23 protein-coding genes and 1 other RNA gene are annotated in these 26,246 nt (G+C 53.3%); 6 read left to right on the plus strand and 18 right to left on the minus strand.

Annotation, left to right across the window (positions count from 1 at the left end; all coding sequences use genetic code 11):
- Positions 1-12: 12 nt before the first annotated feature.
- A complete protein-coding gene (locus HCZ99_RS05355; RefSeq protein ID WP_167445851.1) occupies positions 13-588 on the minus strand; it encodes a hypothetical protein in 576 nt (191 codons plus the stop codon).
- Between the two features lie 181 nt (positions 589-769).
- Between HCZ99_RS05355 and HCZ99_RS05360 the strand changes: the two genes are divergently transcribed.
- Positions 770-1,384, plus strand: coding sequence for a hypothetical protein (locus HCZ99_RS05360; RefSeq protein WP_167445852.1), 615 nt, complete (start codon positions 770-772; stop codon positions 1,382-1,384).
- A 119-nt stretch (positions 1,385-1,503) separates the two neighbouring features.
- Here HCZ99_RS05360 and HCZ99_RS05365 read toward each other — a convergent pair whose 3' ends face one another.
- The 4 genes from HCZ99_RS05365 to HCZ99_RS05380 all read right to left on the minus strand — a co-directional run bounded on the left by HCZ99_RS05365 (position 1,504) and on the right by HCZ99_RS05380 (position 5,930).
- Positions 1,504-2,985 (minus strand): DUF4139 domain-containing protein, encoded by a 1,482-nt coding sequence (locus HCZ99_RS05365; RefSeq protein WP_167445853.1) that lies wholly within the window; start codon positions 2,983-2,985, stop codon positions 1,504-1,506.
- A gap of 241 nt (positions 2,986-3,226) precedes the next feature.
- Positions 3,227-3,715 carry a flagellar assembly protein FliW gene (fliW, locus tag HCZ99_RS05370; RefSeq protein ID WP_167445854.1) on the minus strand — a complete coding sequence of 163 codons (489 nt, stop codon included), beginning with the start codon at positions 3,713-3,715 and terminating at the stop codon, positions 3,227-3,229.
- Positions 3,716-3,823: 108 nt separating this feature from the next.
- Entirely contained in the window at positions 3,824-5,212 is a 1,389-nt protein-coding gene (locus HCZ99_RS05375) for an adenylate/guanylate cyclase domain-containing protein (protein ID WP_167445855.1), read from the minus strand.
- Positions 5,196-5,930, minus strand: a complete 735-nt coding sequence (locus tag HCZ99_RS05380; RefSeq protein ID WP_167445856.1) for a Crp/Fnr family transcriptional regulator — start codon at positions 5,928-5,930, stop codon at positions 5,196-5,198. The genes HCZ99_RS05375 and HCZ99_RS05380 overlap by 17 nt, the downstream gene beginning before the upstream one ends.
- 412 nt (positions 5,931-6,342) lie before the next feature.
- Here HCZ99_RS05380 and aroQ point away from each other — a divergent pair, with 412 nt between their 5' ends.
- Positions 6,343-6,789, plus strand: coding sequence for a type II 3-dehydroquinate dehydratase (gene aroQ / locus HCZ99_RS05385; RefSeq protein WP_167445857.1), 447 nt, complete (start codon positions 6,343-6,345; stop codon positions 6,787-6,789).
- Positions 6,790-6,934: 145 nt separating this feature from the next.
- Here aroQ and recR read toward each other — a convergent pair whose 3' ends face one another.
- The 4 genes from recR to ffs all read right to left on the minus strand — a co-directional run bounded on the left by recR (position 6,935) and on the right by ffs (position 10,120).
- Positions 6,935-7,528, minus strand: a complete 594-nt coding sequence (gene recR, locus HCZ99_RS05390; protein ID WP_167445858.1) for a recombination mediator RecR — start codon at positions 7,526-7,528, stop codon at positions 6,935-6,937.
- A 118-nt stretch (positions 7,529-7,646) separates the two neighbouring features.
- Positions 7,647-7,970 carry a YbaB/EbfC family nucleoid-associated protein gene (locus HCZ99_RS05395; RefSeq protein ID WP_167445859.1) on the minus strand — a complete coding sequence of 108 codons (324 nt, stop codon included), beginning with the start codon at positions 7,968-7,970 and terminating at the stop codon, positions 7,647-7,649.
- Positions 7,967-9,868, minus strand: coding sequence for a DNA polymerase III subunit gamma/tau (locus HCZ99_RS05400; RefSeq protein ID WP_167445860.1), 1,902 nt, complete (start codon positions 9,866-9,868; stop codon positions 7,967-7,969). The genes HCZ99_RS05395 and HCZ99_RS05400 overlap by 4 nt, the downstream gene beginning before the upstream one ends.
- A 157-nt stretch (positions 9,869-10,025) precedes the next feature.
- Positions 10,026-10,120, minus strand: an RNA gene (ffs, locus tag HCZ99_RS05405) — signal recognition particle sRNA small type.
- Between the two features lie 191 nt (positions 10,121-10,311).
- Here ffs and nudC point away from each other — a divergent pair.
- Positions 10,312-11,238, plus strand: a complete 927-nt coding sequence (nudC, locus tag HCZ99_RS05410) for an NAD(+) diphosphatase (RefSeq protein ID WP_167445861.1) — start codon at positions 10,312-10,314, stop codon at positions 11,236-11,238.
- A gap of 113 nt (positions 11,239-11,351) precedes the next feature.
- On the plus strand, positions 11,352-12,122 hold the full coding sequence (locus tag HCZ99_RS05415) for a hypothetical protein (protein ID WP_167445862.1): 771 nt from the start codon (positions 11,352-11,354) through the stop codon (positions 12,120-12,122).
- Positions 12,123-12,154: 32 nt separating this feature from the next.
- Here HCZ99_RS05415 and HCZ99_RS05420 read toward each other — a convergent pair whose 3' ends face one another.
- Together HCZ99_RS05420 and HCZ99_RS05425 are read right to left on the minus strand one after the other, a co-directional pair.
- The gene (locus HCZ99_RS05420) at positions 12,155-12,523 is read right to left on the minus strand and encodes a DUF1636 family protein (protein WP_254869435.1); all 369 of its coding nucleotides are present in this window, start codon (positions 12,521-12,523) and stop codon (positions 12,155-12,157) included.
- 60 nt (positions 12,524-12,583) lie between these two features.
- The gene (locus HCZ99_RS05425) at positions 12,584-13,462 is read right to left on the minus strand and encodes a LysR substrate-binding domain-containing protein (protein WP_167445864.1); all 879 of its coding nucleotides are present in this window, start codon (positions 13,460-13,462) and stop codon (positions 12,584-12,586) included.
- A gap of 159 nt (positions 13,463-13,621) precedes the next feature.
- Here HCZ99_RS05425 and HCZ99_RS05430 point away from each other — a divergent pair, with 159 nt between their 5' ends.
- Positions 13,622-14,230, plus strand: coding sequence for a glutathione S-transferase family protein (locus HCZ99_RS05430; protein WP_167445865.1), 609 nt, complete (start codon positions 13,622-13,624; stop codon positions 14,228-14,230).
- Between the two features lie 129 nt (positions 14,231-14,359).
- Here the strand turns inward: HCZ99_RS05430 and HCZ99_RS05435 are convergent, their stop codons facing one another.
- From HCZ99_RS05435 to HCZ99_RS05460, 6 genes are all read right to left on the minus strand, one after another.
- A complete protein-coding gene (locus HCZ99_RS05435; RefSeq protein ID WP_217701455.1) occupies positions 14,360-16,258 on the minus strand; it encodes an aspartate:alanine exchanger family transporter in 1,899 nt (632 codons plus the stop codon).
- Positions 16,251-17,633: a glutamate decarboxylase gene (locus HCZ99_RS05440; protein WP_167445866.1), complete on the minus strand. Its 1,383-nt coding sequence runs from the start codon at positions 17,631-17,633 to the stop codon at positions 16,251-16,253. Before HCZ99_RS05440 ends, HCZ99_RS05435 begins: the two co-directional genes overlap by 8 nt.
- A gap of 427 nt (positions 17,634-18,060) precedes the next feature.
- Positions 18,061-19,146, minus strand: a complete 1,086-nt coding sequence (locus tag HCZ99_RS05445) for a 2OG-Fe(II) oxygenase (protein WP_167445867.1) — start codon at positions 19,144-19,146, stop codon at positions 18,061-18,063.
- Between the two features lie 61 nt (positions 19,147-19,207).
- Complete coding sequence (dapE, locus tag HCZ99_RS05450) at positions 19,208-20,353, minus strand: succinyl-diaminopimelate desuccinylase (RefSeq protein WP_167445868.1); 1,146 nt, start codon at positions 20,351-20,353, stop codon at positions 19,208-19,210.
- 163 nt (positions 20,354-20,516) lie between these two features.
- The gene (gene dapD, locus HCZ99_RS05455) at positions 20,517-21,362 is read right to left on the minus strand and encodes a 2,3,4,5-tetrahydropyridine-2,6-dicarboxylate N-succinyltransferase (protein ID WP_167445869.1); all 846 of its coding nucleotides are present in this window, start codon (positions 21,360-21,362) and stop codon (positions 20,517-20,519) included.
- A gap of 263 nt (positions 21,363-21,625) precedes the next feature.
- Positions 21,626-22,321: a pyrimidine 5'-nucleotidase gene (locus HCZ99_RS05460; RefSeq protein WP_167445870.1), complete on the minus strand. Its 696-nt coding sequence runs from the start codon at positions 22,319-22,321 to the stop codon at positions 21,626-21,628.
- A gap of 431 nt (positions 22,322-22,752) precedes the next feature.
- On the opposite strand from HCZ99_RS05460, the gene HCZ99_RS05465 reads away from it, so the two are divergent.
- Entirely contained in the window at positions 22,753-24,438 is a 1,686-nt protein-coding gene (locus HCZ99_RS05465; protein WP_167445871.1) for an EAL domain-containing protein, read from the plus strand.
- A gap of 128 nt (positions 24,439-24,566) precedes the next feature.
- Here the strand turns inward: HCZ99_RS05465 and HCZ99_RS05470 are convergent, their stop codons facing one another.
- Positions 24,567-26,192 carry a phosphoenolpyruvate carboxykinase gene (locus tag HCZ99_RS05470; RefSeq protein WP_167445872.1) on the minus strand — a complete coding sequence of 542 codons (1,626 nt, stop codon included), beginning with the start codon at positions 26,190-26,192 and terminating at the stop codon, positions 24,567-24,569.
- Between the last annotated feature and the right edge of the window lie 54 nt (positions 26,193-26,246).

Raw genomic sequence — 26,246 nt, forward strand, 5'->3', positions numbered from 1 at the left:
TCGTTTATATTTTTAGAATAATTGTCCCATTGCCAGCCGGATCCCGATGGACGTGATCACCATCGATAACAGGAAATCGGCCAACACAATCGCACTGGCGGTCGGGATGGGGACGGACAAGGTTAAACGCGCGATATAGACGCCGTAAACCAGCATGGCGATGACGGCAATCATGACAAAGCCACCTGGACCCAGCATCGGGAACAAGGTGCCAAGCGCAAGGGCGAAAAGATAAACCGCCATTTGCAAAACGCTGGACCAGTTATAGACCGTGATAAACCCGATATAGCGTTCCGCCCGCCCCAAAAGCGGCAGCACCTGATGTATCAAAACCGGAAATGCCAGCCATTTGATGACAAATGCGACGATTTCGACGGTCATATAACGCCCAACCGGGAAGTTTTCCGGCGCGTCGAGCAAATCGTGCCAGCGTAAAAAGGCAAAGGCCGGAAAGACGATCACGGCGGCGAAGAAGGATCGCCAAAATCCGCTGATGGAATAGTTAAAAAATGTCAGACCCTTAGCGTCGCCACGGGCAATGCGCCAAGTGCCGTAAAGCGCACGGAGGGTTTCGGTCGACATATTCATGCGGGGCTGTTTTCCGGTCTGTGGGGCGAATGTGAAGCAGAATGTGTATCAGGCCGTTTATGGTCCGCAAACAGCTTATCGCTGATTGACCATCCTTCACAAGATACCCGTAACCAGCGTCATTGTCTGCAACGTCGATGGTTGGCGTTGGGGATCGCAAACGTGGGGTGACGGAAAAAAGATGCAGGACGAATCAGACCAAGATGCGTTGCGTTTGTCCTTTATCGAGGCGACCGAACCCGGATCCTTAACACTGGCACGACATTATCTTGAAATGGCAACAAGCCAGCATCACAGCAAGCGCGACTATGCACTTTCATTGTTTGATAAGGCGGATCAGATTTTTGTCCGGCATTTATCCAAGGCCCGCGACGCAGCAATTGCTGGGTTGTCGCTAAGCCTTAATAACCGTGCGGCCCTTGAAATCGATGCGGGGCAATGGGAATGGGCGATTGATGCGGCATCGCAGGCAGTTGCGTTGCGCCGCGACCGATTAAATGCCTGTGTCGGGCGCAAGGATGATTTGGAACGCTTGGATCTTGGTTATTCACTCGCGGCACTGGTTTTGGCAATGCGCGGTTCTGGGCAGCCTGATCTTGCCCGCGAAGCCGCGGCAGAGGCGCTTCGGGTTTTGGGCCGATTTGCCGGAATGAATGATCAGGATGCGTTTATCTTGCTGACCAAGCTGATTTGTATCTATGCCGAGCTTTGTCAGGATACAGGCCACCTGCCCGACGCAGGATTGCTGTTGCCGTTGGCACAGGCATTTTACAAAAGCAAAACGGGCGCATCATAGGATGGTGGCGTCCAATCTATCGTGACGCATTATTTTGAGCGGCACAGCAAACACCCAACAAAAAAGGCGCAACCCGTGGTATCGGGTTGCGCCTTTGATGATTTTGTCAAAGCCAGGTTTTAGCTGCTGCTTTGGACAGACCAAGTCAGGGTGACTTCCTTGTTGGCGGGGACTTTGATGTCCCAGGTAATCATGCCCGGCTGGTCCATGTTGTGTTTGTAGTTCGACGTATTGACCACCCAGTCGGTCGGCATGTTTTCGTTAATGGTGACCGTTTCGTCGCGCGAACTGCTATTTGTAATTTTCCATTCCAGATCGGCGGTGACCGCATCAGGCATGTTTTTACGTGCCTTGCGGCTAAAGGACGTGACGTTACGGGTGCCTGAAATATCGCTGGCTTTACCAAGACGCAGGGTGGCATCACGGCCAACCGGGGTCAGGGACAGGGAATCTTCGCCAACAAAACGCGCATCCCCTGATGTGCTATCGGCAAAGACGCGCACGACACCTGCTGGCCACGGGCTTTTTTCGTCCTTGCCACCTTCATTGGTGATTTCGATTTCAAGGTTCGGACGGACAAAGTCCGGTTTGCCATTCTGGCCCATGCTATAGGCGTTGCTTGACCCATTGAAAATCGCACGACGTTTAACCGGAAGGGCCTGCTTATCAATAAGCGGCAGCATCACGGTATCGCCGTCCTGCATCGAAAGACCGTCAAACGGGCCGTACACATGCAGGTTTTCGAATTTCTCGCGTTCCGGCGCAGCACCTGCTGAGTCCGACATCGAGGCGGTCATCATTTCGTTGCGCGCAGCCTTGGCGACATACATCGGCGACTGGCTTGCACGGTTTGGATCGCCCGCGACAAGGCGCAATTGCGCGTCCTCAAATGCAGTGCCAGACTGGTTGTTAACCCGTGCAATGGCCGAAAGCATTAAGCGGTTGGCGGTGCTGTCATACTGCCCGACATAGGATGTGGTCCAGCTGATCCCGCTTAAAAGATACGCCATGGAAACATGGTCAAGGGCGGCACCGGTGGCAATGTCGGCTTCCATCACTGGGGCGGCTGAAAAGTCATCGGGCAGTTTGTCGATGATAATTTGGTTGATCGGCACCTGTTCAACGCCGGCATCGGTTTTGACCAATGCCATGCGCGACAGCGACAACAATGTCCCTTCGATCAGGTCATCATCGCGCCGGATCGTGACTTCCTTGCCAATCTGACTGCGCAGAAGCCCTGTGATGGCATCCGGGCCATTCACAGTATTGCGAAGTGACGTCCAGACAAGGTTGCTGTCTTTGGCGGTACCGAGCAAAAACGTATCGTCCATCACCGTCGGTGCAATGCCATCAATCGCCAAAAGGCTTTGCCCATCCGGGATGGATGCGCTGCGCTGTTCGGCAATCATCGCCAGATTGCCGGGATAAACATTGAGCTGCAATTTGGTACGATTGTTTGCCGAAACGGGAATTGCGGTATGAAGTTTGGCCCGTGTTTCGCCAGCGTCCTGTGCGCGCGCCGCGTCCATTTCAGGACCAAGAAAAACAGCTGACCCTAAAAGTGCGGCCAGCGCAAAACGATTTCGCAATGCTGCAGACATTAACGATCCCCTGTTTGGTTAAAATGAATTTATGGATGCTACCTTCACGTGAAAAAATGGCAGCATCATGGAGGGGGATCGATAAATTTAAGTCGATTCAGATGACTATCCCCTTGAAATCGCGAAAAATAGGACGTGAATAAGCGTACCTTAATGCAGAAAACCGGTGCCCATTGCGGGACACCGGTGCCAAGTAATTGATTGCATCTGCGCGGTTTCGCGCCACGAGGTCTGTATGCTTTTATTCTACGACGTGATGGGCTTCGTAATGTCCGGCGTCAGGCAGGTTGTGTTGGTAGGCGGACTGACGCTCGGTATCAAGAATGATTGGTGCCCGCAAATTGACCGACATGGATACATCTGCATTGTCATCTGATTTGTGCAGCGTGACAATCAACAGGACAGCACCTTGATCCCTTTTAACGCCGTGGATGGTGAAAGCCTGTTCAAGGTGCTCCTGCTGGATCGTGTCGCTCTCGATATTGTAAGGCGCGACGATGAAGGCCAGCTCCGGCTCTGTCAGGCATTGCATCAACAGAAAGTTGCTTTCCCCTTCGCCCGGGAAGTTCGCCAGTGCAAAGACGTTGTGATCGGGGAAGCCTTTAAGGCCAGCGGGAAAGTAAATGGCTTTGTCCCATTCAAATTCGCGTTCGCCAAACAGGGTCGTTAACCTTACAGATCCCTCAACCGTCGTCGTTTCCAAGGGCGTTGGTTCTGTCGGTGTCACCATGGCTTCCTCCTGCTGATTATTGTTCAGCGCAATTGAATTAGGTTCATCGCATTTTGGGTCGTTCTACAGAGATTTCAAGAGCCTAGATCGGAAATGCTTGCTGTATGCTTAAGGAGCCGCCAGGCCTGTTTCGGGTGTGTGGTGAAATAAAACCGATATCGGTTCGCTCAATCCTTTGACCCGAATAGATTCGCGTTGATCATGGTGCTGCAACAACACATTGCCGGAAACCGGACTTTCGGCGCGAATTTTTTGGGCGAAACTCTCGCTCATGACCGTATCGGTTTTAAGCTTGCGCGTGGCGCGTTCCAGCCGGGCGGCAAGGTTAACGGTGGCCCCGATTACCGCGGGTGTGACGGCTTCGCTTTGGCCAATGTCGCCGACAACAGCCGGACCGAAATTAAGCCCGACACCGATGCGAAGCGGCAGTCCACCATCGGCGGGTTCACGGTTTTGCCACTCGGCAACCTGGGATACGATGGCCTGACTGGCACATAGGGCATTTGCCGCCGGGCAGGCGACGTCGTCAAAGGCCGCAAAGCTCGCCATGACGGCATCGCCAATATATTTTTCAACAATCCCCCCATATGCCCCAATTTGGGTCGTGGCGATCTGGTGAAACTGGTTGAGGAACCGCATGACGTCTTGCGGGTCGCGTTTTTCGGCGAAACTGGAAAAACCGATAATGTCGGCGAACATAATGACGCATTCGCGCCGTTCACCAATCCGAATAGGTTCATCGCGATCGGCAAGCCGGTCGGCCAGAACCGTTGGGAAATACCGTGCAAGATTGCCGTGCGCGCGTTCGGCGGCTGCGAACTGATTGATCAGCACGCGCAACCGCGACACCATCACCGCACAGGCCAGCGTAAAGACAACGACGATAATGACCTGTTCGGCCAAGGCGGAAATATCGACAAATTCCGGCAGGTTGTGGGTGTCGATCAATTCTTGCTGTGTCGGGTTCCAGTCATCGCCAAAATGCTGTGACACGATCACGCCCGGTCGGTTCATGAGCCAGAGGATGGCCGCAACCCATGCCGTGAATAACCAAAAGCCAAACCACAGGATCAGGCGCGGCGAAAAGGTCATGATGACCAACGCCATCATGATCATGGAAAAGACAACGCCGCGGTCACGCACAACGAAACCATATAGCCACGCCGGATGGTCGGTCAGCGGATTAAGCGGATCGGGCACGACAGAAACATAAACAATCAGCCCGGCATCAACCACGGCCAAAAGATACAAAAGCCAGACCCATCGACCCCCGCGCGCGGCAACCAGCAACTGGATGAAAACGCCCGGAATGAACCAGCCCAGAACTTCGAGCAATTTATAAAGCGTGCCGGTGGGTTCATCGGGTTTGCTAAATAAAAGCAGGATAAAGGCCAGCATGCAGATGCGCAAAAACGCAACCACAATCAGCCCGCGCTTTTCTTCGCGTGCGACAAGGCGGTCAAACAATGACGTCGACGGTTCAGTTTCTGATTGCATCTGCAAGAAGTTGGTTGAGGCCGTCCCGATCCTTGATCACCAAGCGACCGTCACGGCGTGTGATCAGGTCACGTTTTTCAAGTTCACGCAGCTTTTTGTTCACCGCTTCGCGGGTCACACCCAGCATAAGCCCAAGTTCCTGCTGTGACAGGGGCAGGGCAATGCGAATACCTTCGGGGTCCGGGCCGCCGTGGCGTTCGGCAAGCCACAAAATACGTTTGATCAGTCGCGCCATAAGATCCAGGAAATTGGCATCTTCAAGCAGACTGCTGACCCAGCGCAACCGACGGCACAGAAGGGCGGTGATATGGCGGCGCAGCGGTGCTTCGCGGTCAAAAATTTCAAAGAAGGCATCGCGCGAAATAAACAAGAATCGCGTTGGCCCCACCGCACGCGCGGTCGCGGTGCGCGGTTCGCCGTCCAAAAGGGCGATTTCGCCAAATACGGCACCGGGTGCCAGAACGTTCAACACGATTTCTTTGCCGGTTTCCGATACCGAAGAAATGCGCACTTTGCCCGCTTCGACGGCATAAAGACCGTCGGCCGGGGCCCCTTTTTCAAACAGCAATTGCCCATCTTCAAGCCGACGCACGGTTGCCTGATTAGACAGCTGTTCAAGCAGTTCAGGATCAAGATCCTCAAACAGGAAGCTGCCCGCCAGAATGCGCGAGGCGATTTTTGCAAGTTGCGGTGATGTGGGGTCGGTCAGAGTGTTCACAGAATTCACTTCGGAAAAAGGTGTTGCGTCAGATACGCGGATTAATTCTACAGTTAAACTAGCACAAACACAGGAATTTACAGCAATCAGTTTTGCACGTGCCACGGTTTGTTTTTACCGCGCACACCATCTTGTTGTGCTTGGCCGACGAACCGCGATCTCGATCATAAAAGCCATATCGTTAGCGGTTGGTTAGGACGGGGCGTTACGCCGCTTGTTATCGGTGAAATCACGTCATCGAGAAAAAAGAACCGGCGATATAGGTCAAAAGACAAAGGTTTGGTCTTTGAACTGACAAAGTGACATCGTATCTTATGGTCGATGGTGAAAAGCTACCTTCACGACGGGCTGAAATTGCGCGGAATGTTCGCGAAGTGACAGCGCGTATCAAACAAGATTCAGGGGAATAAAAATGAGCGTGTCGGAAATTCTTGTCATTAATGGGCCGAACCTGAATCTGCTTGGCCAACGCCAGCCTGAGATTTATGGGCATGACACGCTGGAATCGATTGAAACGAAATGCGCCGCACTGGCCAAAGAATTGAATGTCAGCGTGCGGTTCGCGCAATCGAACCACGAAGGTGCGATTATTGATCTGATCCATGAAGCCCGCGAAAAATCAGCCGCCATTATTATAAATGCCGGCGCCTATACCCACACGTCGATTGCCATTCACGATGCGCTAAAAACGTTTGAGGGGTATATCATCGAGCTTCATATTTCCAATCCCCATGCCCGCGAAGAATTTCGCCATACAAGCTGGATCAGCTCCGTCGCGGATGCGGTAATGGCCGGTGCGGGGGCTTATGGCTATGAACTGGCAACCCGTTTGGCGGCAGAGAAAATTTCTGCGGCATAGCCATCTTTTCCATTGTGAAATAAGACGTTTGTCGTTTGAATAATTGCGGCAATCCGCCCCGGCCTAATCAATAAGCAGCTTTAAAGGCTGCGTTTTTGATAGGGTGACAGGCGCATGGCCGCAGAGGCGGTTTTGGGGTGATTTGTTAAACCGAACTTCGGGACCGAAGGGCGGCTGCAAGCGTGCCATCATCAAGATAATCAAGCTCGCCGCCAACCGGGACACCATGGGCAAGACGGGTTACCTTGACCCCGGTTTCGATCAGCCGTTCGGTGATGTAATGGGCGGTGGTTTGACCATCGACCGTGGCATTGGTCGCCAGAATGACTTCGGTGACGGCCTCATTGCGGGCACGATTGATCAGCTGATCGATCTTCAAGTCATCGGGGCCAATGCCATCAAGTGGCGATAGGGTGCCGCCCAGCACATGGTATTGACCTTTGAATGACGCCCCACGTTCAAGCGCCCAAAGGTCTTGGACTTCTTCAACGACGCAAATGATATCGGCGGTGCGGGTTTGGTCCGCACAGATATGGCACGGATCGGTAACATCGATATTGCCGCAGTTTTCGCACGTGGTCATGGCGTCGGCCGTCGCACGCAGGGAGTCGGACAGCGGGATCATTAACATTTCGGGTTTTTTGAGCATCTGCAGCACCGCACGGCGTGCCGATCGCGGCCCAAGGCCGGGCAGGCGCGACAGAAGTTTGATCAGATTTTCGATTTCCCGTCCGGTCATCGTGACCCCGTTTTTGGTTTTGCGTGTGTTTAGCTTGTATCAAAAACAAAGGGCGGCGCAATGCCACCCTTCATTCTGCGCGATAAAACGCGAAATTTTCAAATGATCCGATGGGCGATCAAAACGGCAGTTTGAAACCTTCTGGCAGGTTCATGCCACCGGTGACGTCCTTCATCTTCTCCTGAACCTGGGCTTCTACTTTGACCTTGGCGTCGTTATAGGCAGCCACGATCAGGTCTTCGAGAACCTCGGTATCGTTCGGATCAACGATGCTTTTATCAAGCGAAAGGCCACGCATTTCGCCTTTGCCATTAAGCATCACTTTGACCATACCAGCACCGGACTGACCTTCGATTTCAAGTTCAACCAGGGCTTCTTGCATGTCCTGCATTTTGGACTGCATTTGCTGGGCTTGTTTGAGCATCCCTGCAAGATTCTTCATAGCTCGTCGTCTCCTTCGAGATAAAATGCGTCGTCATATACTGAACCGCTTTCGTCCGCTTCTTGGGCCCCTTCTTCTTGGCCGGCAGGAAGGTGGACGGCAACGATTTTGGCTTTGGGTAAACCTTCGATGATTGCCTTGACCAGCGGATCTTGGGAGGCATCTGCCTTACGCTGTTCAAGGGCTTCGAGTTCTTGTTCTTTAAGGGTCGGCGCACCTTCTTCGCGTTCGGAAACGCTGACCAGCCAACGCGTGCCGGTCAAACCATTCAGGGCCTTGATCAGCTGGGTCGAAAGGTCCTGACGCGCGCCGCGTGCCGGGCGAAATTCAATGCGGCCCGGTTCGTATTTCACCAAATGCATATAGTTTTTGACCTGCATGGCGATGCCGGTCGTTTCGCGGTCCTTTGCCAACAGGTCGGCGACCGCGGCAAAGCTTTCGGGCATTTGGGCGTAAACCGGTTGTTCAACCTGTTCGGGCACGCCAAGCGGATCAGGACGGCGTTGGGCCACGGCCGCACTGCCGCCACCGCCATTAACGACCTGCATGCGCGGGCCCGGACCACCACCATTGCCGCCGCCACCATTGCCACCACCCTGCGGGGCGTTGCCGCCGGAATTGGCCATGTCCTGGCGCAGCTTTTTGATCAAATCACCGGGCGGCGGCATTTCAGCCGCATAGGCCAAACGGATCAGGATCATTTCAGCCGCCTGAATGGGTGATGGTGCGATCCGTGTTTCTTCAAGGCCCTTAAGCAGCATCTGCCATGCGCGGGTCAATTGCGGCATGGCAAGCTTTGCCGCAATTTCTTTGCCGCGTTCACGTTCGATTTGCGAAACACCCGGATCATTGGCCGCATCGGGTGACAGTTTCACACGGGTCAACCAATGGGTCAGATCAAGCATATCTTGCAGCATGACGGCCGGGTCACCGCCAAGGGAATATTGCGCGCTTAACAGCTCAAGCGCTTCGTTGATTTCACCTTTCATGGTGGAATCAAACAGATCGAAAATGCGTGATCGATCCGAAAGACCGAGCATATCGCGCACTTGTTGGGTGGTGACTTTGCCCGCCCCATGCGAAATCGCCTGATCAAGAAGGCTCATGCCATCACGGACCGACCCATCGGCCGCACGGGCGATTAGGGCGACGGCTTCTTCTTCGATGTCGGCATGTTCAAGTTTTGCGATGCGCGTATAGTGGGCGCTAAGCTCGTCAATCTGAACACGGCGCAGGTCAAACCGCTGACAACGCGACAGAACGGTGATCGGAATTTTGCGAATTTCGGTGGTGGCAAAGATGAATTTCACATGCTCTGGCGGCTCTTCAAGCGTTTTGAGAAGCGCGTTGAACGCACTTTTCGAAAGCATGTGCACTTCATCGATGATGTATATCTTGTAGCGGGCCGAAGTCGGGCGATAGCGCACCCCTTCGATCAGCTCGCGAATGTCATCAACACCGGTACGCGACGCGGCATCCATTTCCAGAACGTCAACGTGGCGATCTTCGGCGATGGCGCGGCAATGTTCACACACCCCGCATGGCTCAATCGTCGGGCCACCGTTACCATCGGGCCCGATGCAATTAAGCGCGCGTGCAATGATACGCGCAGTCGTGGTTTTACCAATCCCGCGGACCCCGGTCAGAACAAACGCATGGGCAAGACGACCGCTTTCAAGTGCGTTTGAAAGCGTCTTGACCATCGGGCCATGACCGATCAGCTCATCAAAGGTTTTCGGGCGATATTTAAGCGCAAGAACCTGATATTCGCTTTTGGGGGCCTCGTCGGTGCTGTCACTTGGCACGGGTGCGGCAGCCTGTTCGGGCTTTGCGGCATCTGGCGCAGGTGTTTCACCTTCGGGCGTGTCTTGGCTGGCGGTCTCGATCTGATCCGTCATTCATCCGGTCCGACATGTTGCAATCTGGTTAGGTTTTAACAGCTTCCAGCCCGCATGGGAAAGGCCAAGTGGCAATTTTCCCACACAAAACCCATTCATGCCTGATGGGATCAGGAACATGGTGCCAAACAGCGATTTAAATGGGGGAATATAAAGGGTGAGAGACTGAACCGCGACCCGGAAAAACTCGTTACGGCTGCTACCTTCCGGTCCTGACCGGGTTGGCGAGCGGTCCGTCCGCAGCCAGCCTCTCGCCCCCTATATCGCGCAGGACACGACAAAACGCAAGTGTTGGCTGGGATTTTTTCGATACGCACGCAATCGTGGCTTTTTGCAACGGGCTTGGCGCGGTAATGTCGGGCCCCGTCACCCCGGAAAACACCGTTTGCTTGGCCGTTTACTTGTCATCGCGGATGGTGTGGAAAATTAAGGATATCCGCCCAATGGACAGGCAGTTTTACGAATCCGTTGATCTTGATCGTGATGCGGTCCTGCGTAAATCAGATAACTGGCGTCAGATTCTGTTGGCAGAGGAGTCGCTGCGCATCGTGATCTGTCATGAGGGCGATCCGCTATTTGCCTGGCCCGAAGACGTCGACGCGCATGAGTTGGTTGTGTTGGGCGCCTTGGCGATCCCGCATCTTGATGTGGATCTGCATGGCGGGGAATGGATTTATCTGGGCCGCGATGGCACCGGGCCGGTGATTGCGGTGGATATCGCACCCGTGATTGCCGATCGCGACGATGCAGTGCGCCGCCTTGGGGGTGGGTTTGGTGATATGCGCAGCCGCATGGCCGCACTTTCACACGACGAGGCCGGTCTTGCTGCGCAGGCGCGTGCGCTGTTTAATTGGCATCGCGGGCATCAATTTTGCGGGGCATGCGGGCATGAAAACCGGGTGACCGAGGCCGGATATCGGTTGGAATGCACCAACCCCGATTGTGGGAAGTCGCATTTTCCGCGGACAGACCCGGCGGTGATTATGCTTATTCATCACCAAGATCGGGTGTTGCTTGCGCGTTCCCCCCACTTTGCGCCCAGCATGGTTTCGGTTTTGGCCGGTTTTGTCGAACCGGGCGAAACGTTGGAACAGGCGGTGGCGCGCGAGGTTTATGAAGAAGTCGGGATCAAGATTAAGCGCGCACAATATGTCGCGTCCCAGCCATGGCCGTTTCCCGGTTCTTTGATGCTGGGCTTTATCGCCGAAGCAGAAACGACCGATATCACCATCGACGAAGAAGAAATCGAATTTGCCATGTGGGTCCATCGCGATGAGGTGGAACACCTGCCCGATAAGGGCATAAACCTGCCGCGTCCGATTTCAATTGCGCGTTACCTTCTGGAAAATTGGCGTTTACGCCGTATATAGGTAAAGCTGACGCAGTTTAGATAAACTCAAAAAAACAACTTTTGCCATTTGGTGTGGTGGCAAGCCGAAGGAGACTTATTTCGGTGTTTGTGCGACTGGTTCGACATTTTTTCATGACGTCTTTGGTGCTTTTGGCGTCGATTGTAATCGATTCTGATGGCTCTGCGGCGAACACGGCGAATCCAGTGCGGGTCAATGTCGGGGCCTATGAGTACGGCGTTGTTTATTTCTTTGAAGATGGCAAGCCGCGCGGCATGGTGCCGAAACTGATTAAGTTGTTGAACGACATCCAAGCCGATTATCACTTCCATCTTGTTGAAACGTCATCGCGTCGGCGTTTCCAAGACCTGGAAGAAGGCAAAATTGATCTTGTCATGTTCGAAAACCCGCTATGGGGGTGGCAGGACTTTGACGTCAATTATTCTGACAAGATCATTACCACAGAAGACCTATATATCCGCCGGCATGACGCGCCGCCCCGTCGCAAACCTTTTGAAAATATATATCTTTCGTCCATCATCTGCGTGTTGGGCTTTCATTATGGTTTTGCCGATTTTAACGCCGATCCAGAACACCTTGCCGAATTGTTCGACATCCACTTGGCCTATAACGAAACAGAAGTGTTAAACGGCGTTGTGCGCGGGGATGCTGAAATCGGGATTATTTCCACCGGATTTCTTGCGCGCAAATTCGTTGAAGACCCAAGCCTGCGCGAGAAAATTGAAGTCGGACGTGACCCCGATGCGATCCATGATCTTGTCTCGGTGATTTCGCCCCAATCACCGATCTCGGTGACGGCGTTGAACCGACTGATGGAACAATTGATCTTAGAAGGCGATGTTCATCGGATTTGGCAGGACCTTAATCAAGGTCTGTCGGGGTAAATCACGCGCCAGAAGGTTGGATGCCGCCTGCATCAATCCAAAGGCGGAATGCGGGCGATAACGTTGCGGCGCAGGCTGTCGGGGCGTTCGCGCCATGCGACAATGCCGTTTTCACTTTCGGCATATTTGGTTGCCAGTTCGCACAGATCGTCGATCATGGTCTGGGCATCGACATTGCCATAAACGTATCCCCATTTACCCGCACCATTCAACGCGACCGAGCAGCCAGACTTGCAGTTGGTCAGGCATTCCGCCGGATGCAGATCAAACGGCACATCGCGGTTTTCACAGGCAGATTTCATCTGATCAAACAGCACCTTGCCGTCGCGCGGCTCGCTTTTGCCATCAGCAGCAGAGTACGTGCAGGTCACACAGATATTCAGGCGCGGTTTTGTGGTCATCGGGGTGATCTTTATCCATATAAAAGTCGGCATCGGCAACGATGAAGGCGCGGCATCCAATCAGCTTGCGGCCTGTTTGGTCAAGTCATCATCAAGGTTTTGGTTCAGATAATCTTGAATGACGGTGGCAAGTTGCCGATCGACCAGTGGGTGGGATGCCTCCGAAAGCATCAAGGCCACCCCAACGGCGGGCAATGGTGGAAAACCATCGCGGGCGTCAAGAACCTGAAACTCAGGGGTCACACTGGCCGCGGCAAGGGCCGCAACACCCAGCCCCTCACGCACCAGATGCAAAAGCGATGCGGCCTGACGCGAGGTGGCATAAAGCGTAAAGGGCCGATTGGATTTCGAAAAGGCGTCAATCGCCCAAGCATGAAACTTGCAATCCTCGGCCGGTAGAACCAATGGCATGGGATCAAGCATGTGTTGCTTGTGCACGGGCGATGTTGCCCAAACGCCGGGTTCATGGCGCAGGAAATATCCTTCTTCCCCCTTTTCGGATCGGCTGACAATTGACAGGTCAAGCTCGCCCTGATCAAGCATCCGACGCAGCAAAATGGTTGGGTTCACCGAAACAAAGAACTGCGCATTTGGATAGGCGGTGCTAATTGCACGCAGGACAACCGGTAATATCTTTTGCGCATAATCATCGGGGCAACCGATGCGGATCGGGCGGCTTGCATCCTGGGATCGAAGTTTTCCCATTGCCTCATCCTGAAGCGACAGGATGCGCCGGGCATATCCGACAAAGGTGATGCCTTCGTTGGTCAGCAAAACATTGCGACCGTCGCGTTCGAACAGCTTGTTGTCCACCAGTTCTTCAAGGCGCTTCATCTGCATGGAAAAGGCGGATGGCGTCCGGCCAATGCGATCCGCCGCACGGTTAAAGCTGCCGCATTCGGCAAACGCCACAAAGCTTCGCAACAGATCGGAATCCATAGGCCACCCCTTTGATCAGAATGTTTGATCAAAAATGTTGAACAATACTATCAAAACTATTCGATTGTCGGGGCGCAATCTAGCGGCAAATATCAAACCTGGCCGGCCAATGCAGTTTTTAGTGAATGCTTTAATGTATGTGCCACAAGGATAAGTACCATGATTTTGAACGACTATTTGATGTCGGGGAACGGCTATAAGGTTCGTTTGCTGCTTTCAATGCTGGGTCAACCGTTTGAGTATGTCGAACGCGACATCATGAAGGGTGAAACCCGCACGCCAGATTACCTTGAAAAGATCAATCCGAACGGCAAGATCCCTGTACTTGTTCTGGATGATGGCCGGACATTGGCCGAAAGCAACGCCATTCTGACCTATCTGGCAGAGGGGACCAATTTTATCCCAAACGATGCCTATGAACGGGCCGAGATGATGGGTTGGTTGTTCTTTGAGCAATATGACCATGAACCTAATGTCGCCGTTCTGATCTCTTGGTATGAGATCAAGGGACTGCCAGACAATGCCGACATTCTCGAACCCATGAAACAGGCTGGTGCCAAGCGGGCACTTGATCTGATGGAAAAGCGCCTGTCGGGGCATGACTGGTTGGTGGGGGATGCGCTTTCACTTGCTGATATTTCTCTTTATGCCTACACGCATCGGGCCGAACTTGGCAAAATCAGCCTTGCTGATTATCCGGGCATTCGGGCCTGGTTGGTGCGTATTGAGGCGGTTCGGGGATATGTGCCGATCACGTGGACGCCATAGTCGATTTCAAACCCAAATCCGTTTTGGGTTATTGATAATACAGGACTGCCCCGCGTCATTTCCATGAGCGGGGCAGTCCTGTTTGTTAAGCACGTGGCTGATGTTTCGATATATCAGCGCACGGGTTTTCTATGATAAAATCATCGAGAAGTAGCCACCAATCAATGCCAACACCGTCGTCAGGGCATAGCTGACGGGGTAAGGAACCGCTGCGACCGAGCTTTTCGATTCTTCCATAATCGCATTCAGGCCCGGGGTACTGTTTCGGCCCCCGGTTGTTGCACCATCGGAAATGATCGAATTCAGCCCGAACACTTTGACCCCGACCCAAAAAGCGACCAGTGGCGGTATCAGTGCGCCCACAACCCCGATCAGGGCTAGCCACAAGATCGTTTCCCCACCAAGTGCGGAAATAACTTTGGGGCCGACATTGGCCGACAAGACCGCGACAAAAGCATTCAGCCCGAAGTCCTGAAGGAAGCTTCTGGCACCTTCATGCACCGGGCCGCCAAAACCGGGGTTTCGGCTACGAAGGTAACTGACAAGCACACCGGCCATGATGACGCCAGCCGATGTTCCCAGGGCGAATGGGATACCCGAAATCGTAACTGTGATGATCCCGACCAAATACCCCACCAGCATGGCAAGGGCGAGAAAGAGCACCTCGGATTTCAGGGTTGGCAAGATAGCATGCCCACCAAGTTGCTTTGCAGCCGCCTTGATTGCGGCGTCGGGGCCGGTCAGGCGCAAAACATCGCCAAAACGCACATCACTTTTGGGCCCGAGCGGCAGTTCGTTGCCCACACGGAAAAGAGCTTGAACCTCTATCCCGCCGGTTCCGTGGCTTTCAAGCTGTTCAAGCGTCTGCCCAGAAATCTGGTGGGAGCCGATATGAATATCGGCGACTTCCAGCGGCACGTTACGTGCGAGCTGATCATCGGATTCAGGTCCAATCAACTCGCCTTCTTTGAGGATCAAATCATGTACGTTTGCGCGTACCGTCACGATGTCGTTTTCGGCGATCTTGGGATCACTTGATAGATCCAAAACGTCCTGATTACGCACGATGCGCAAAATCGGAACATCTGGAAAATCTTCGGCCAATTGCGAAATGGTCCGCCCGATAAACAGCGGGTGGGTCACGCTAAAGGCGCGCAGATCATAGGGGGATGCCCCCATGGTCAACGCCCCGGGTGCCCCCGGTACAGGGTGGCTGGCCCCGCCGCTATATTCCGCTTCTGCCAGTTTTGCGTCGGCTTTGGCGTCAAAGCCAAAGATACGCGGCAGATAACGAATAAGAAGGATGATGCCGACCGTCGACAAAACATAGCTGATCGCGTAGGCGGCGGCCATGTTGGCACCGACTTCTTCGACCGTCATGCCGACAGGTGGCACATAGGCGCCACTGGCCATCGCCCCCTGACCAACACCAAGGATGGCGGTGATTGTATAGCTTCCTGAAATCAGGCCGGTTGCATAGCCCGGCGCAAGATCAAACAGCTTTGCACCGAAATAGCAGATGACCCAATTCAGCGCCCAAACAATTACCCCGATCCCAATGAAGGCCAAGCCACCTTTGCGCAGCCCCGAAAAGAACTGGGGACCAACTTTCAAGCCAAGCGCATACATGAATAAAAGCAGCATGAACGAGGATAAAATCCCCGGGATCGAATAGGTGATGCCATACGCACCTTGGGCAATCATCGACAGCACAACCCCAACCAAAAGGGTGCCTGCGGTCGACCCAAGAGATATCGTCTTGACGCTGAACTTGCCGATGAAAGTACCAAGTGTCAGCGCAAGCAGGATAAAGGCAATCGGCTGGTTATCGAGAAGTTGGAAAAACCCGTGAATTCCGGCTTCGGTAACCGGTTCGATCCGGTCAAATATTTGCCCGACAACACTCGGCGAGGACTCTGTCCCCGCATTTTGCGCAAATGCAGGGACAGAGACAACAAGCAACGATAAGCAGGGCAGCAGCTTGGCAAGCCTTGCCATAGTGGCCGTTAGGCCGCCTCGACTAGCCATGATGGAACCCCGGTTTCGCAGTGGAATGAACAATGGGGTTCTTTGACAGGTGATCAAGCGCACGCTTCATATCATCAAGAAGAAGTTTGGCCAGATCGCGGCTCACCCCGTGTCGGATCAGGATGCGCTGAACGACCGTATCTTGGCGGTCGGACGGCAGTGGATAGGATGCGATCTGCCAGCCACGCATACGAACCCGCTCGGACAGGTCATAAAGTGTGAAGCCGTGATCTTCATCTGTCAGCTTATAGGCAACAGCAGGCAAGCCACCATGACCGTCATAGACCATTTCGAAAGGCCCAATTTTCGCAAGCTCTTTGCCCAGCCATTGGGCGGTATCGGAACAAGCCTGCTGAATTGCGGTATATCCTTCGCGGCCTAGGCGCAGGAAATTGTAATATTGCGCAATAATTTCACCGCCCGGGCGCGAGAAGTTCAACGCGAATGTCGGCATGTTGCCGCCCAAGTAATCCACGTAAAAAATCAAATCCTCAGGAAGGTCTTCTTTGGATGCCCAGATCACCCAGCCAACACCAAGTGGCGCCAAACCGTATTTGTGGCCTGATGCATTGATCGACCGAACACGTTCAATCTTGAAGTCCCAAACAAGGTCTTCTTGAATAAATGGCGCGATAAAACCGCCGGACGCTGCATCGACATGAATTGGGATATCAAGCCCAAGATCGCGTTCCATGGCGTCCAATTCACGCGCCAAGGCTTCGACTGGCTCGTAGATGCCGGTAAAGGTCACACCCAATGTGGCAACGACGCCGATGGTGTTTTCATCGCAATATTCGCGCAGGTCTTCAGGCTGCAAGCCAAGGGCATTGCCTTTCAGCGGAACCTCACGGATTTCAACATCGAAATAGCGGGCAAATTTCTTCCAGCATATCTGCACGGGGCCGGTCACAATATTTGGTTTGCTTGTGTCTTTGCCTTCGGCCTCGCGCCGCGCACGCCACTTCCACTTAAAGGCCAGTCCGCCAAGCATCGCGGCCTCGCTCGAACCCGTGGTCGAACAACCAATGGTTTCCCAGGATTTCTCAGCGTGCCAAAGATCGGCGAGAATATGCACGCACCGATTTTCAATCTCGGCAGTTTGTGGATATTCGTCTTTGTCGATCATGTTCTTATCGACGGAATCCGTCATTAATTGCTTAACTTCGTCCTCAACCCAGGTTGTGCAGAACGTTGCCAAGTTTTGCCGGGCGTTCCCGTCTAAAAGGAGTTCATCACGTACCAACGAATAAGCTGCATGGGGCTCTGAACCACCATCGGGCAAGCGATACTTCGGAAGGCTATTTTCCGAGGCGTCCGTTGTGTAGATATCGCGCAATGTGGATTGGTCGTTGAGATCAACTTTATGGATGGGCATGTCAAAAGTCCTTAAAATGGGGCCGGCTTTGACGGAAGTCAGCGTGAAGTACGCACGTTAGGTGTCGCCAAGTGCGTTCGCAGGATGGTCATTTTAATTAGCATACTTGCTTTGTAATTTACATTGATCCACAGCAAGAAAAGAGTTGTTCGTGGCGCAACCCTTTGCTGACAGTCAAATTTAAGCGGGAATTATTTTTCGGTGCGGATGCAATGATCGGTTCGGGCAAGAGGTTGCCCGGCATTCCGATGGTCTTTAATTCAAATTAGGCATGCGAAAACGTGCCGCCACGCCCGCAGGCGGCGGCGGTGGCGGGCTAGGTCAGGGCATACGCTTGATGAATTGCGGGCAAACAACCTGCGCGCAGGTGGGGCGGGCGGCTAACGAGGCAAAGCCGTATTGTCGCGGCCCCCGACCTCCGCCTGCGTTAGCGCTTCATCGCCAGCGGCGAAATTTGCTGGTTTCGGCTGGCGATCATTTTTTGTTCGGCCAATGCGCCTGCTTCGTCGGTCAAGAAGGTGAAAATGGCAAAACGTTTTCCCTTGGTCACCGGCATGGCTTCGTGCAGCAACGAACAGGAAAAGACAAGCGCGCCACCGGGGGGCGGGGCATACAAAGTTTGGCCGTATTCAGGGAACCGGACCTGACCGCCTTCATAATCGATGTCATTCAGATTAAGCGACACGGCAAACCGGCGGTGGGCGGTGAATGCTGTGCGGTTATCGCGGTGGCGGGCAAAATGGCCTTCTTCGGCTGCGTCGTAACAGCCGATACGCAGGACTTCCATGCTGGCGGTTCGGAAGTGGAACGCCTTTAACAGTTCTGGCGCAAGGCGCGAAACAATGCGGCTTTTCACTCGGTTGAACAACGCCTCGTCAAGCAGCACGACGTCATTGCGTTTCTTAATCTCTGCCTTGGCTGTGCTGTTGTTCGACGATCCTTGGGAAACGCCATCAGCACGCTTGTCGCCGTCTTGCCAATAGCGCAGCAATTCCGCGCATAGTTCCGGTTCAAGCACATCTTTCATCACCAGAACCGGGGCTTGGTAATTGGCGGCTGTCGGGCTGCTTGCCGTATGTATCGACTGGCAGGTCGTAACAACCTTGCTCAGGTTGCTGCGTGGTTCGATTGCCGCAAGGCGATGGTTTGGATCGATGATGACGATTGATGGTTCTTTGGCATCAAATAATGCGCGAACCGCATTTGCCTCGTCATACAGTTCGGTGACTTTCTTGGATGATTTTTCGGCCTTTTTCGGGCTTTTCTTCCCGCCAATCACCAGAAACGTCAAAACTTCGTGGGTTTTGGTGTCTTCTAGGAATTGGTCGATTTCTTGCCATTCGGCCTTGGTGGGTTTGTCATCTAGCAGCCACAAGGCCAGCGTGTTACCCGCGATAAGTTGATCGGTAAGGTCGACGGATTTTCCCGCACGATCTGGCAAAATGACCTTTGGAACAAAGTCCCCCTGTGTGATTTTGGTGGGGCGATTGGTTGGCTTTTTTGTTCCGGTCATTTCGCAGATATCCTGTACATGTCCCTTACGAGATCGGTCCTATCTATCTTCAGGTCTTTCTTCAGTCTTTTTGAAAGTATCCCGACAAAACTTCGCTGTAAATCGTGCTCAGATTTTCGATGTCGTCGACCATGGCATGTTCATCGACCTTGTGCATGCTTTGCCCGACAAGGCCAAATTCGGCGACTTCGCAGTATTTTTGAATGAAGCGGGCGTCGGATGTGCCGCCGGTCGTGCTCATTTCCGGGCGTTTCCCGGTGACTTTTTCCGAAGCATCGGCAATCAAATTGGCCAGTTTGCCGGGATTGCACAGGAAGGCATCCCCGGAAATTTTGACTGTCAGGTCATGTGCGCCGGCATGTTGCGCGCAGACATCCCGGATCCATTTTTCAAGATCAGCACCGGTATGCTGATCATTAAAGCGGATGTTAAACGCGGCTGAAACCTTGGCCGGGACAACGTTGGTTGCGCTGTTACCCGCATCAACGGTGGTGACTTCAAGGTTGCTGGGTTGGAAATGATCCGTCCCCTGATCAAGTTCACGGGAATTAAGGGTATCAAGAACCTTGATCATGCGCGGCACAGGATTGTCTGCCAAATGGGGATAGGCGACATGGCCCTGCGCACCAAACACCGTCAGCCATCCCGTGATGGATCCGCGACGGCCAATCTTCATCATTTCGCCGAGATATTTTGGATTGGTCGGCTCCCCCACCAGGCAAGTATCGAATTTTTCGCCTTGCTGGTCGCACCATTCGATCAATTTGACGGTGCCGTTGATGGCGTCGGCTTCTTCGTCACCGGTGATCAGGAAGCTGATGCTTTCATCAAAATCGGGATGGGCGGCCAAAAACGCATCGACCCCGCCGACAAAACAGGCAATTCCGGTTTTCATGTCAACCGCACCGCGCCCAAACAGCCGGCCGTCTTTGACTTCGCCACCGAACGGATCGACGGTCCATGCATCGCGATCGCCTGCGGGCACAACATCGGTGTGCCCGGCAAAGCAGAAATTGCGTCCCTTGGTGCCCAGACGGGCATACAGGTTATCAATGGCATCGCTGCCATCGCTGTCAAACACCTTGCGTTTGCATTCAAAACCGCGCGCTTCGAGTGCCTTTTGCAGGACATCAAGCGCACCCGCATTGGCCGGGGTCACCGATGGGCAGCGGATCAGGGATTGTGCAAGTTCAAGGGCTGTCGACATTGGCATTCTCTTGGTTCGTGTCTTTTGGTGGGGAATAGGAATTTACACCTATTATTTTGTTTCACGTGAAACAAAAGAAGAACAAATATACATTAAGGGGCGAAACAGCCATCCGTTTCGCCCCTTATATCATGAATATCATGATCGCATCGCGCGTCGCAGATTAGTCGCGCAGCAGTTCATTGATCGAGGTTTTCGAACGGGTTTTTTCATCAACACGTTTGATGATCACCGCGCAATAAAGGCTCGGTCCTGGCGTTCCATCGGGAAGCGGTTTGCCCGCAATGCTGCCCGGCACGACGACCGAGTAGGCCGGGACGCGACCAACAAAGGTCTCGCCAGTGGTGCGGTCGATGATTTTGGTCGATGCGCCAATGAAGACACCCATCGAAATAACGGCACCTTCTTCAACGATGACACCTTCGACGATTTCTGAACGTGCGCCGATAAAGGCGTTGTCTTCGATGATGACCGGTCCGGCCTGAAGCGGTTCAAGAACGCCACCGATACCAGCACCACCCGAAAGGTGAACGTTTTTGCCGATCTGTGCGCAGGAGCCAACCGTCGCCCAAGTATCAACCATCACACCGGTATCAACATACGCGCCAAGATTGACAAAGCTTGGCATCAGAACGGTGCCCGGTGCGACATAGGCCGAACGGCGCACGATGCTGCCCGGAACGGCGCGGAAACCGGCATTTTTAAATTCGGCTTCACCCCAACCTTCGAATTTCGACGGGACTTTGTCCCACCAGTTGGTGTTTTCGCCCGGACCACCTGCGATGGTGGTCATGTCATTGAGACGGAAAGACAGCAGAACCGCCTTTTTTGCCCACTGATTGACGACCCATTTGTCTTCAATCTTTTCGGCAACACGCAGTTCACCGCGATCCATGGCATGAAGTGCCTGATCAACAGCTTTGCGGATTTCGCCCTGTGTGGCGGAATTGATTTCGTCGCGGTTTTCCCAAGCGACGTTAATCACGCCTTCAAGTTCGGTTTTGTTCATTGTTCGAAGGTCCTTGCGGTCAGCCTTAAATTCGTCGGGCGGAGAATGGTCAAAGCAGGCTTTGAAGTCAACTCCGCCAATTTGCGTACACGGGCCTATGTCGGCCACGTTCCAATCCTGATCCGTATGGGGAACAGCAATAAACGAAGACGGTGGTAATCTCAACGTTGTAACGATTACAAATCATGCCAAGCGCGCGTGGCAAGGCCAGATGCCTTGCCGTGATTGATCCCCAACGCATTAAAAGTCACCCTGATGGCGTTTTACGCGGCCTTGGCAAGGGTGCGCAAAAAGCCAACCAGATCGTCGGTATGGTGATCAATGCGCGGGTCGTCATTGCCGGCCTGCGCCCATTCAACATCGGTATGCACCCAAACCGTCGTCATGCCCATTTCCTTGGCCGGCAGCAGATTTTTTGCCATGTCTTCAAAATAGACGGCTTTGGCAGGATTAATATCATCACGCGCCAAAAGCAGGTCATAGGGTTCTTGCTGTGGCTTGGGGATATAGTTGGCATCAACGATGTCAAAGATGGTTTCAAACCGATCGGCAATGCCAAGGCGGCCCATCACACGTTCGGCATGGCCACGCGATGCGTTGGTGAAAATCAGCTTGCGACCGGGCAAGTCATCCAGGGCCTTTGCCAGATCAGGTGCCGGGGCGACAACGGACACATCGATGTCGTGCACCTTATCAAGATAGTCGGCCGGATCGATTTTATGTTCGGTCATCAGTCCGCGCAACGTGGTGCCATAGCGATGAAAATAGTCCTTTTGAACTCGGTGGGCTTCGTCCGGTTCCAAAGAAAGGGTATCGCGCACATAATTGCCGATAAGGTCCGATACCTGGGCAAACAGGTTGCAGGCAGAAGGATAAAGCGTGTTGTCGAGATCAAAAATCAGAACCGAGTCCGCGTCCATACGGGGCAGGTCCGAGCGGGGTTTCAGGAGCGATGTCATGATCAGCAGGCCTTATCAATAATGAGGTTACGCGTGGTGTGAACGATATGGATATTTGTAGGCGATCTGTGTGTTATTGCAAACCATCGGTATGTGCGGCGATGAAAAGCATTGTAGCTATGCGTTATGCGCAGCGTGTTATGGCTTAAATTGTTAACTTTCTCAGTTTAAAACCTCGCGCCGAGACCAAAAATACCCAAGATAACGATACATGGGTCAGTACGTCGTTCACGTGCATTTGGTTTCTTTGGCATTACGAATTTTCCCCTTTACGCATCGCAATGAGAAATCATGAAGACGTAAAACCCTTGTTAACGGCAATGGGGGGATGATGCCTGAGGCCATGTTGCAAAAGACGATGTTTTCTCGGTATTTATCGTATCCGGGGAAGTGAATGGTTTCGGTATTTCGAAACAGCGTAAGAGGACGCTTTGGATAAGCTTACAAAGGCGCGCACCACCGAACTTCGAAATGAGCGCAATCGCTTTGCTGCACTTGCATTTGTTTGGGGTGACATCCTTTTGGAACTGGATGGCGATTTTCGAATTGTTTTTGCGTCTGGTGCGTCTGACAGCATTCTTGGCCGTCGACCGCAAGACTTATCAGGCCATCTTTTCCACAGCCTGCTGGCAAAACAGTTTCAGCCGCTGGTGACTGAAATGCTTCAGGTCGCGCGCAGACGCGGGCGGATGGACAATATTCAGGTGCGCTTTGTTCAGGCCGACCAACAGCTGACCCCGCCGGTATCGATGAGTGGCTATTTCCTGCCTGATCTTGGCGATCACTTTTTTGTAGCGCTTCGGGTTGCGATCAACGCATTGCCGCCCGACGTTGCCCGATCCATTCAGCGTGATCACGAAACCGGGCTTTTGGACGAAGAAAGCCTGTCCAAGGTTGTGACCGAACGCCTTGTCACGCAGCGCGAAACCGGGATCCAGCATAAATTTACCTTGATGACACTCAACGCGTTTGATCCTTTGTGTAAACGCATGGAGCAGATTGAACGCGACGAGCTTTTGGCAAGTGTTGGGGCGTTTTTGCGCGCGCATTCTGTGGCGGGCGATACGGCTGGGCGTCTTGGCAGCAATCAGTTTGGAATGCTTCATCGCCCGGATGTGCCGATTGGCGAACTTGAACAACGGATTGTCGATTGCGCACGCGATGCCGATCCAAAAGGACTTGGCATCGAAGTCAGTTCATCGGTCACCGATTTCACCGCCGAAGTTATTCCGCCCGGTGATTTGGCGCGCGGTGTGTTGTATTCCATCCGGCGTTTTTGTGACCGTCAGGAACACGGGTTTACGTTTTCGCGCCTCATGGGGCAGGCGAATAATCTGGTCAATGATACCTTTTCCGCGATGCATGATTTTGGCACCCGGGTCGATCAATTAAAGTTCGATGCGGCCTATCAACCAATTGTGCGCCTGCCATCGGCGGAAATTCATCATTTTGAAGTGCTGGTTCGGTTCTATAACGACGATGGCGAGCTGATCCCGACCCAGCAGCTGATCACGTTTGCCGAGCAGGTAAATATGGTGCATCGCCTTGATTTGGCGATGATGCGCCGAACCATCAAATGGATCAGATCGCAACTTGATGAAGGCTTAACCGTGCGGGTCGCGACCAATGTGTCGGGGCATTCATTGGGCAACCCCGATTTTTGCCGGTCGGTCATTGCGCTTTTTGAACGCAACCGCGATACGCTTGGTCAATTGATGATCGAGATCACCGAAACATCCGAAATCAGCGACATAGACAGCGCGGCGAAATGGATCAGCCGGTTCCGGGAATTTGGTGTTGAGATTTGTTTGGATGACTTTGGCACCGGGGCGTCGAATTTCCGATATCTCAGCGCGCTTGAGGTTGATTACGTCAAGATTGACGGGGAATCCATTCACCAGTCGATGAAGTCGCGCAAAGGTCAGGCGTTCATGCGATCATTGGTCGATCTGTGTCATTCAATTGATGTCAAAGTGGTCGGCGAGATGATCGAAACCGACAAAATGCGCGAACTGATCACCAAGGCCGGGTTTGATTTTGCCCAAGGTTACTTGTTTGGCAAGCCCGAGGCCGACATCAGTTTGTATTGGCGCGATAACAGCACGCGACGCCGATAAAGCCGAACTCTGCGTTTCGGGTCTTATGCGTCGAAATTCTTCAGATTGTTCTTAATGCGACAGCAACGAAAAAAGGCCGGTGCATGCACCGGCCTTTGTCTTGGTCGTCGTTTTGGTCAACGCGCCACTTATTCGGCAGCTTTGACGTCTGCGCTGCTGCGGATGGCAGCTTCGCGGACGTCGTCGGTGACGTGTTCTTCGAACTTGGTGAAGTTCTTTTCAAACAGACCGGTCAGGTTGGCAGCCGCCTTGTCGTAGGCGTCTTTGTCGTTCCAGCTTTCACGTGGGTTCAGCACGCTTGCCGGAATGTCGCCACAGGCGGTCGGATAGGCCAGACCGAAATACGGATCGGTTGCAAAATCAGCATTTTCCAACTCGCCGTTCAGGGCTGCATTCAAAAGGCCACGGGTGTAACCGATCTTCATGCGTGATCCAACGCCATAGGCGCCGCCCGACCAGCCGGTATTCACCAGCCAGCAGTTTGCACCATGTTTTTCCATCAGTTCACCAAGAAGCTTGGCATAGACGGACGGATGACGCGGCATGAACGGTGCGCCAAAGCAGGCAGAGAACGCAGCGGTCGGTTCTTTGACGCCTTTTTCGGTGCCAGCAACCTTTGCGGTATAACCCGACAGGAAGTGATACATCGCCTGTGCCGAACTTAGTTTTGCAATCGGCGGCAAAACGCCAAAGGCATCACAGGTCAGCATGATGATGTTTTTCGGGTGACCACCACGGCCGTTATCCGATGCGTTCGGAATGAATTCGATCGGATAGGAGGAGCGGGTGTTTTCGGTGTGACGGGCATCGTCGAGATCAAGCTCGCGCGATTGCTTGTTCATCACAACGTTTTCAAGAACCGTTCCGAAACGTTCGGTCGTGGCGTGGATTTCCGGCTCAGCTTCTTTGGAAAGCTTGATCACCTTGGCATAGCAGCCGCCTTCGAAGTTAAAGACGCCTTCTTCGCCCCAGCCATGTTCGTCATCGCCAATCAGGGTGCGCGATGCATCAGCGGAAAGGGTGGTTTTACCGGTGCCAGACAGACCAAAGAAGATGGCGGTGTCGCCGTCTTTGCCCATGTTGGCAGAGCAATGCATCGGCATGACGCCCTTGCCCGGCAGAATGTGGTTCAGAACCGAGAAGATCGATTTCTTCATTTCACCGGCATACCAAGTGCCGCCGATGATAACCATTTTACGTTCAAAGCTGACCATCACGAAGACGTTGGAACGGGTTCCGTCGACTTCTGGATCGGCCTGAAGACCTGGTGCATGCAACACGGTAAATTCCGGCGCAAAATCACGCAGTTCTTCTTTTTGCGGCTGGATGAACATGTTGCGGGCAAAAAGGTTATGCCACGCATTTTCGTTGATCACACGTACCGGCAGGCGGAAACGCGGATCGGAACCGGCATAGCAATCTTGAACGAACAGTTCGGTGCCCTGGAAGTAAGCGCGCACTTTTTGGTACAGGCGCTCGAAAACGTCCGGGCTGACCGGGCGATTGACGTCGCCCCAATCAATATCATTTTTGGTGCTTTCTTCTTCAACGATGAAGCGGTCTAGCGGGGAACGGCCGGTATGTTCGCCGGTCAGTGCGACAAAGGCACCACCCTTAGCGATTTTACCTTCGTTGCGACGGATCGCATGTTCGTAAAGGCCAGCAGCGTCAAGGTTCCAATGAACGGCGCCAAGGTTTTTGAGGCCATGAGTTTCAAGGCCTACACGGCTGACAACGGGTCCTGATTGCAGCACGAATCTCTCCTGGTGGGAAATTGAATCTGGGGGTTAAATCTTCAATTTTACACA

The organism is Thalassospira lucentensis, assembly GCF_011806425.1.
Lineage (GTDB): Bacteria > Pseudomonadota > Alphaproteobacteria > Rhodospirillales > Thalassospiraceae > Thalassospira > Thalassospira lucentensis_B.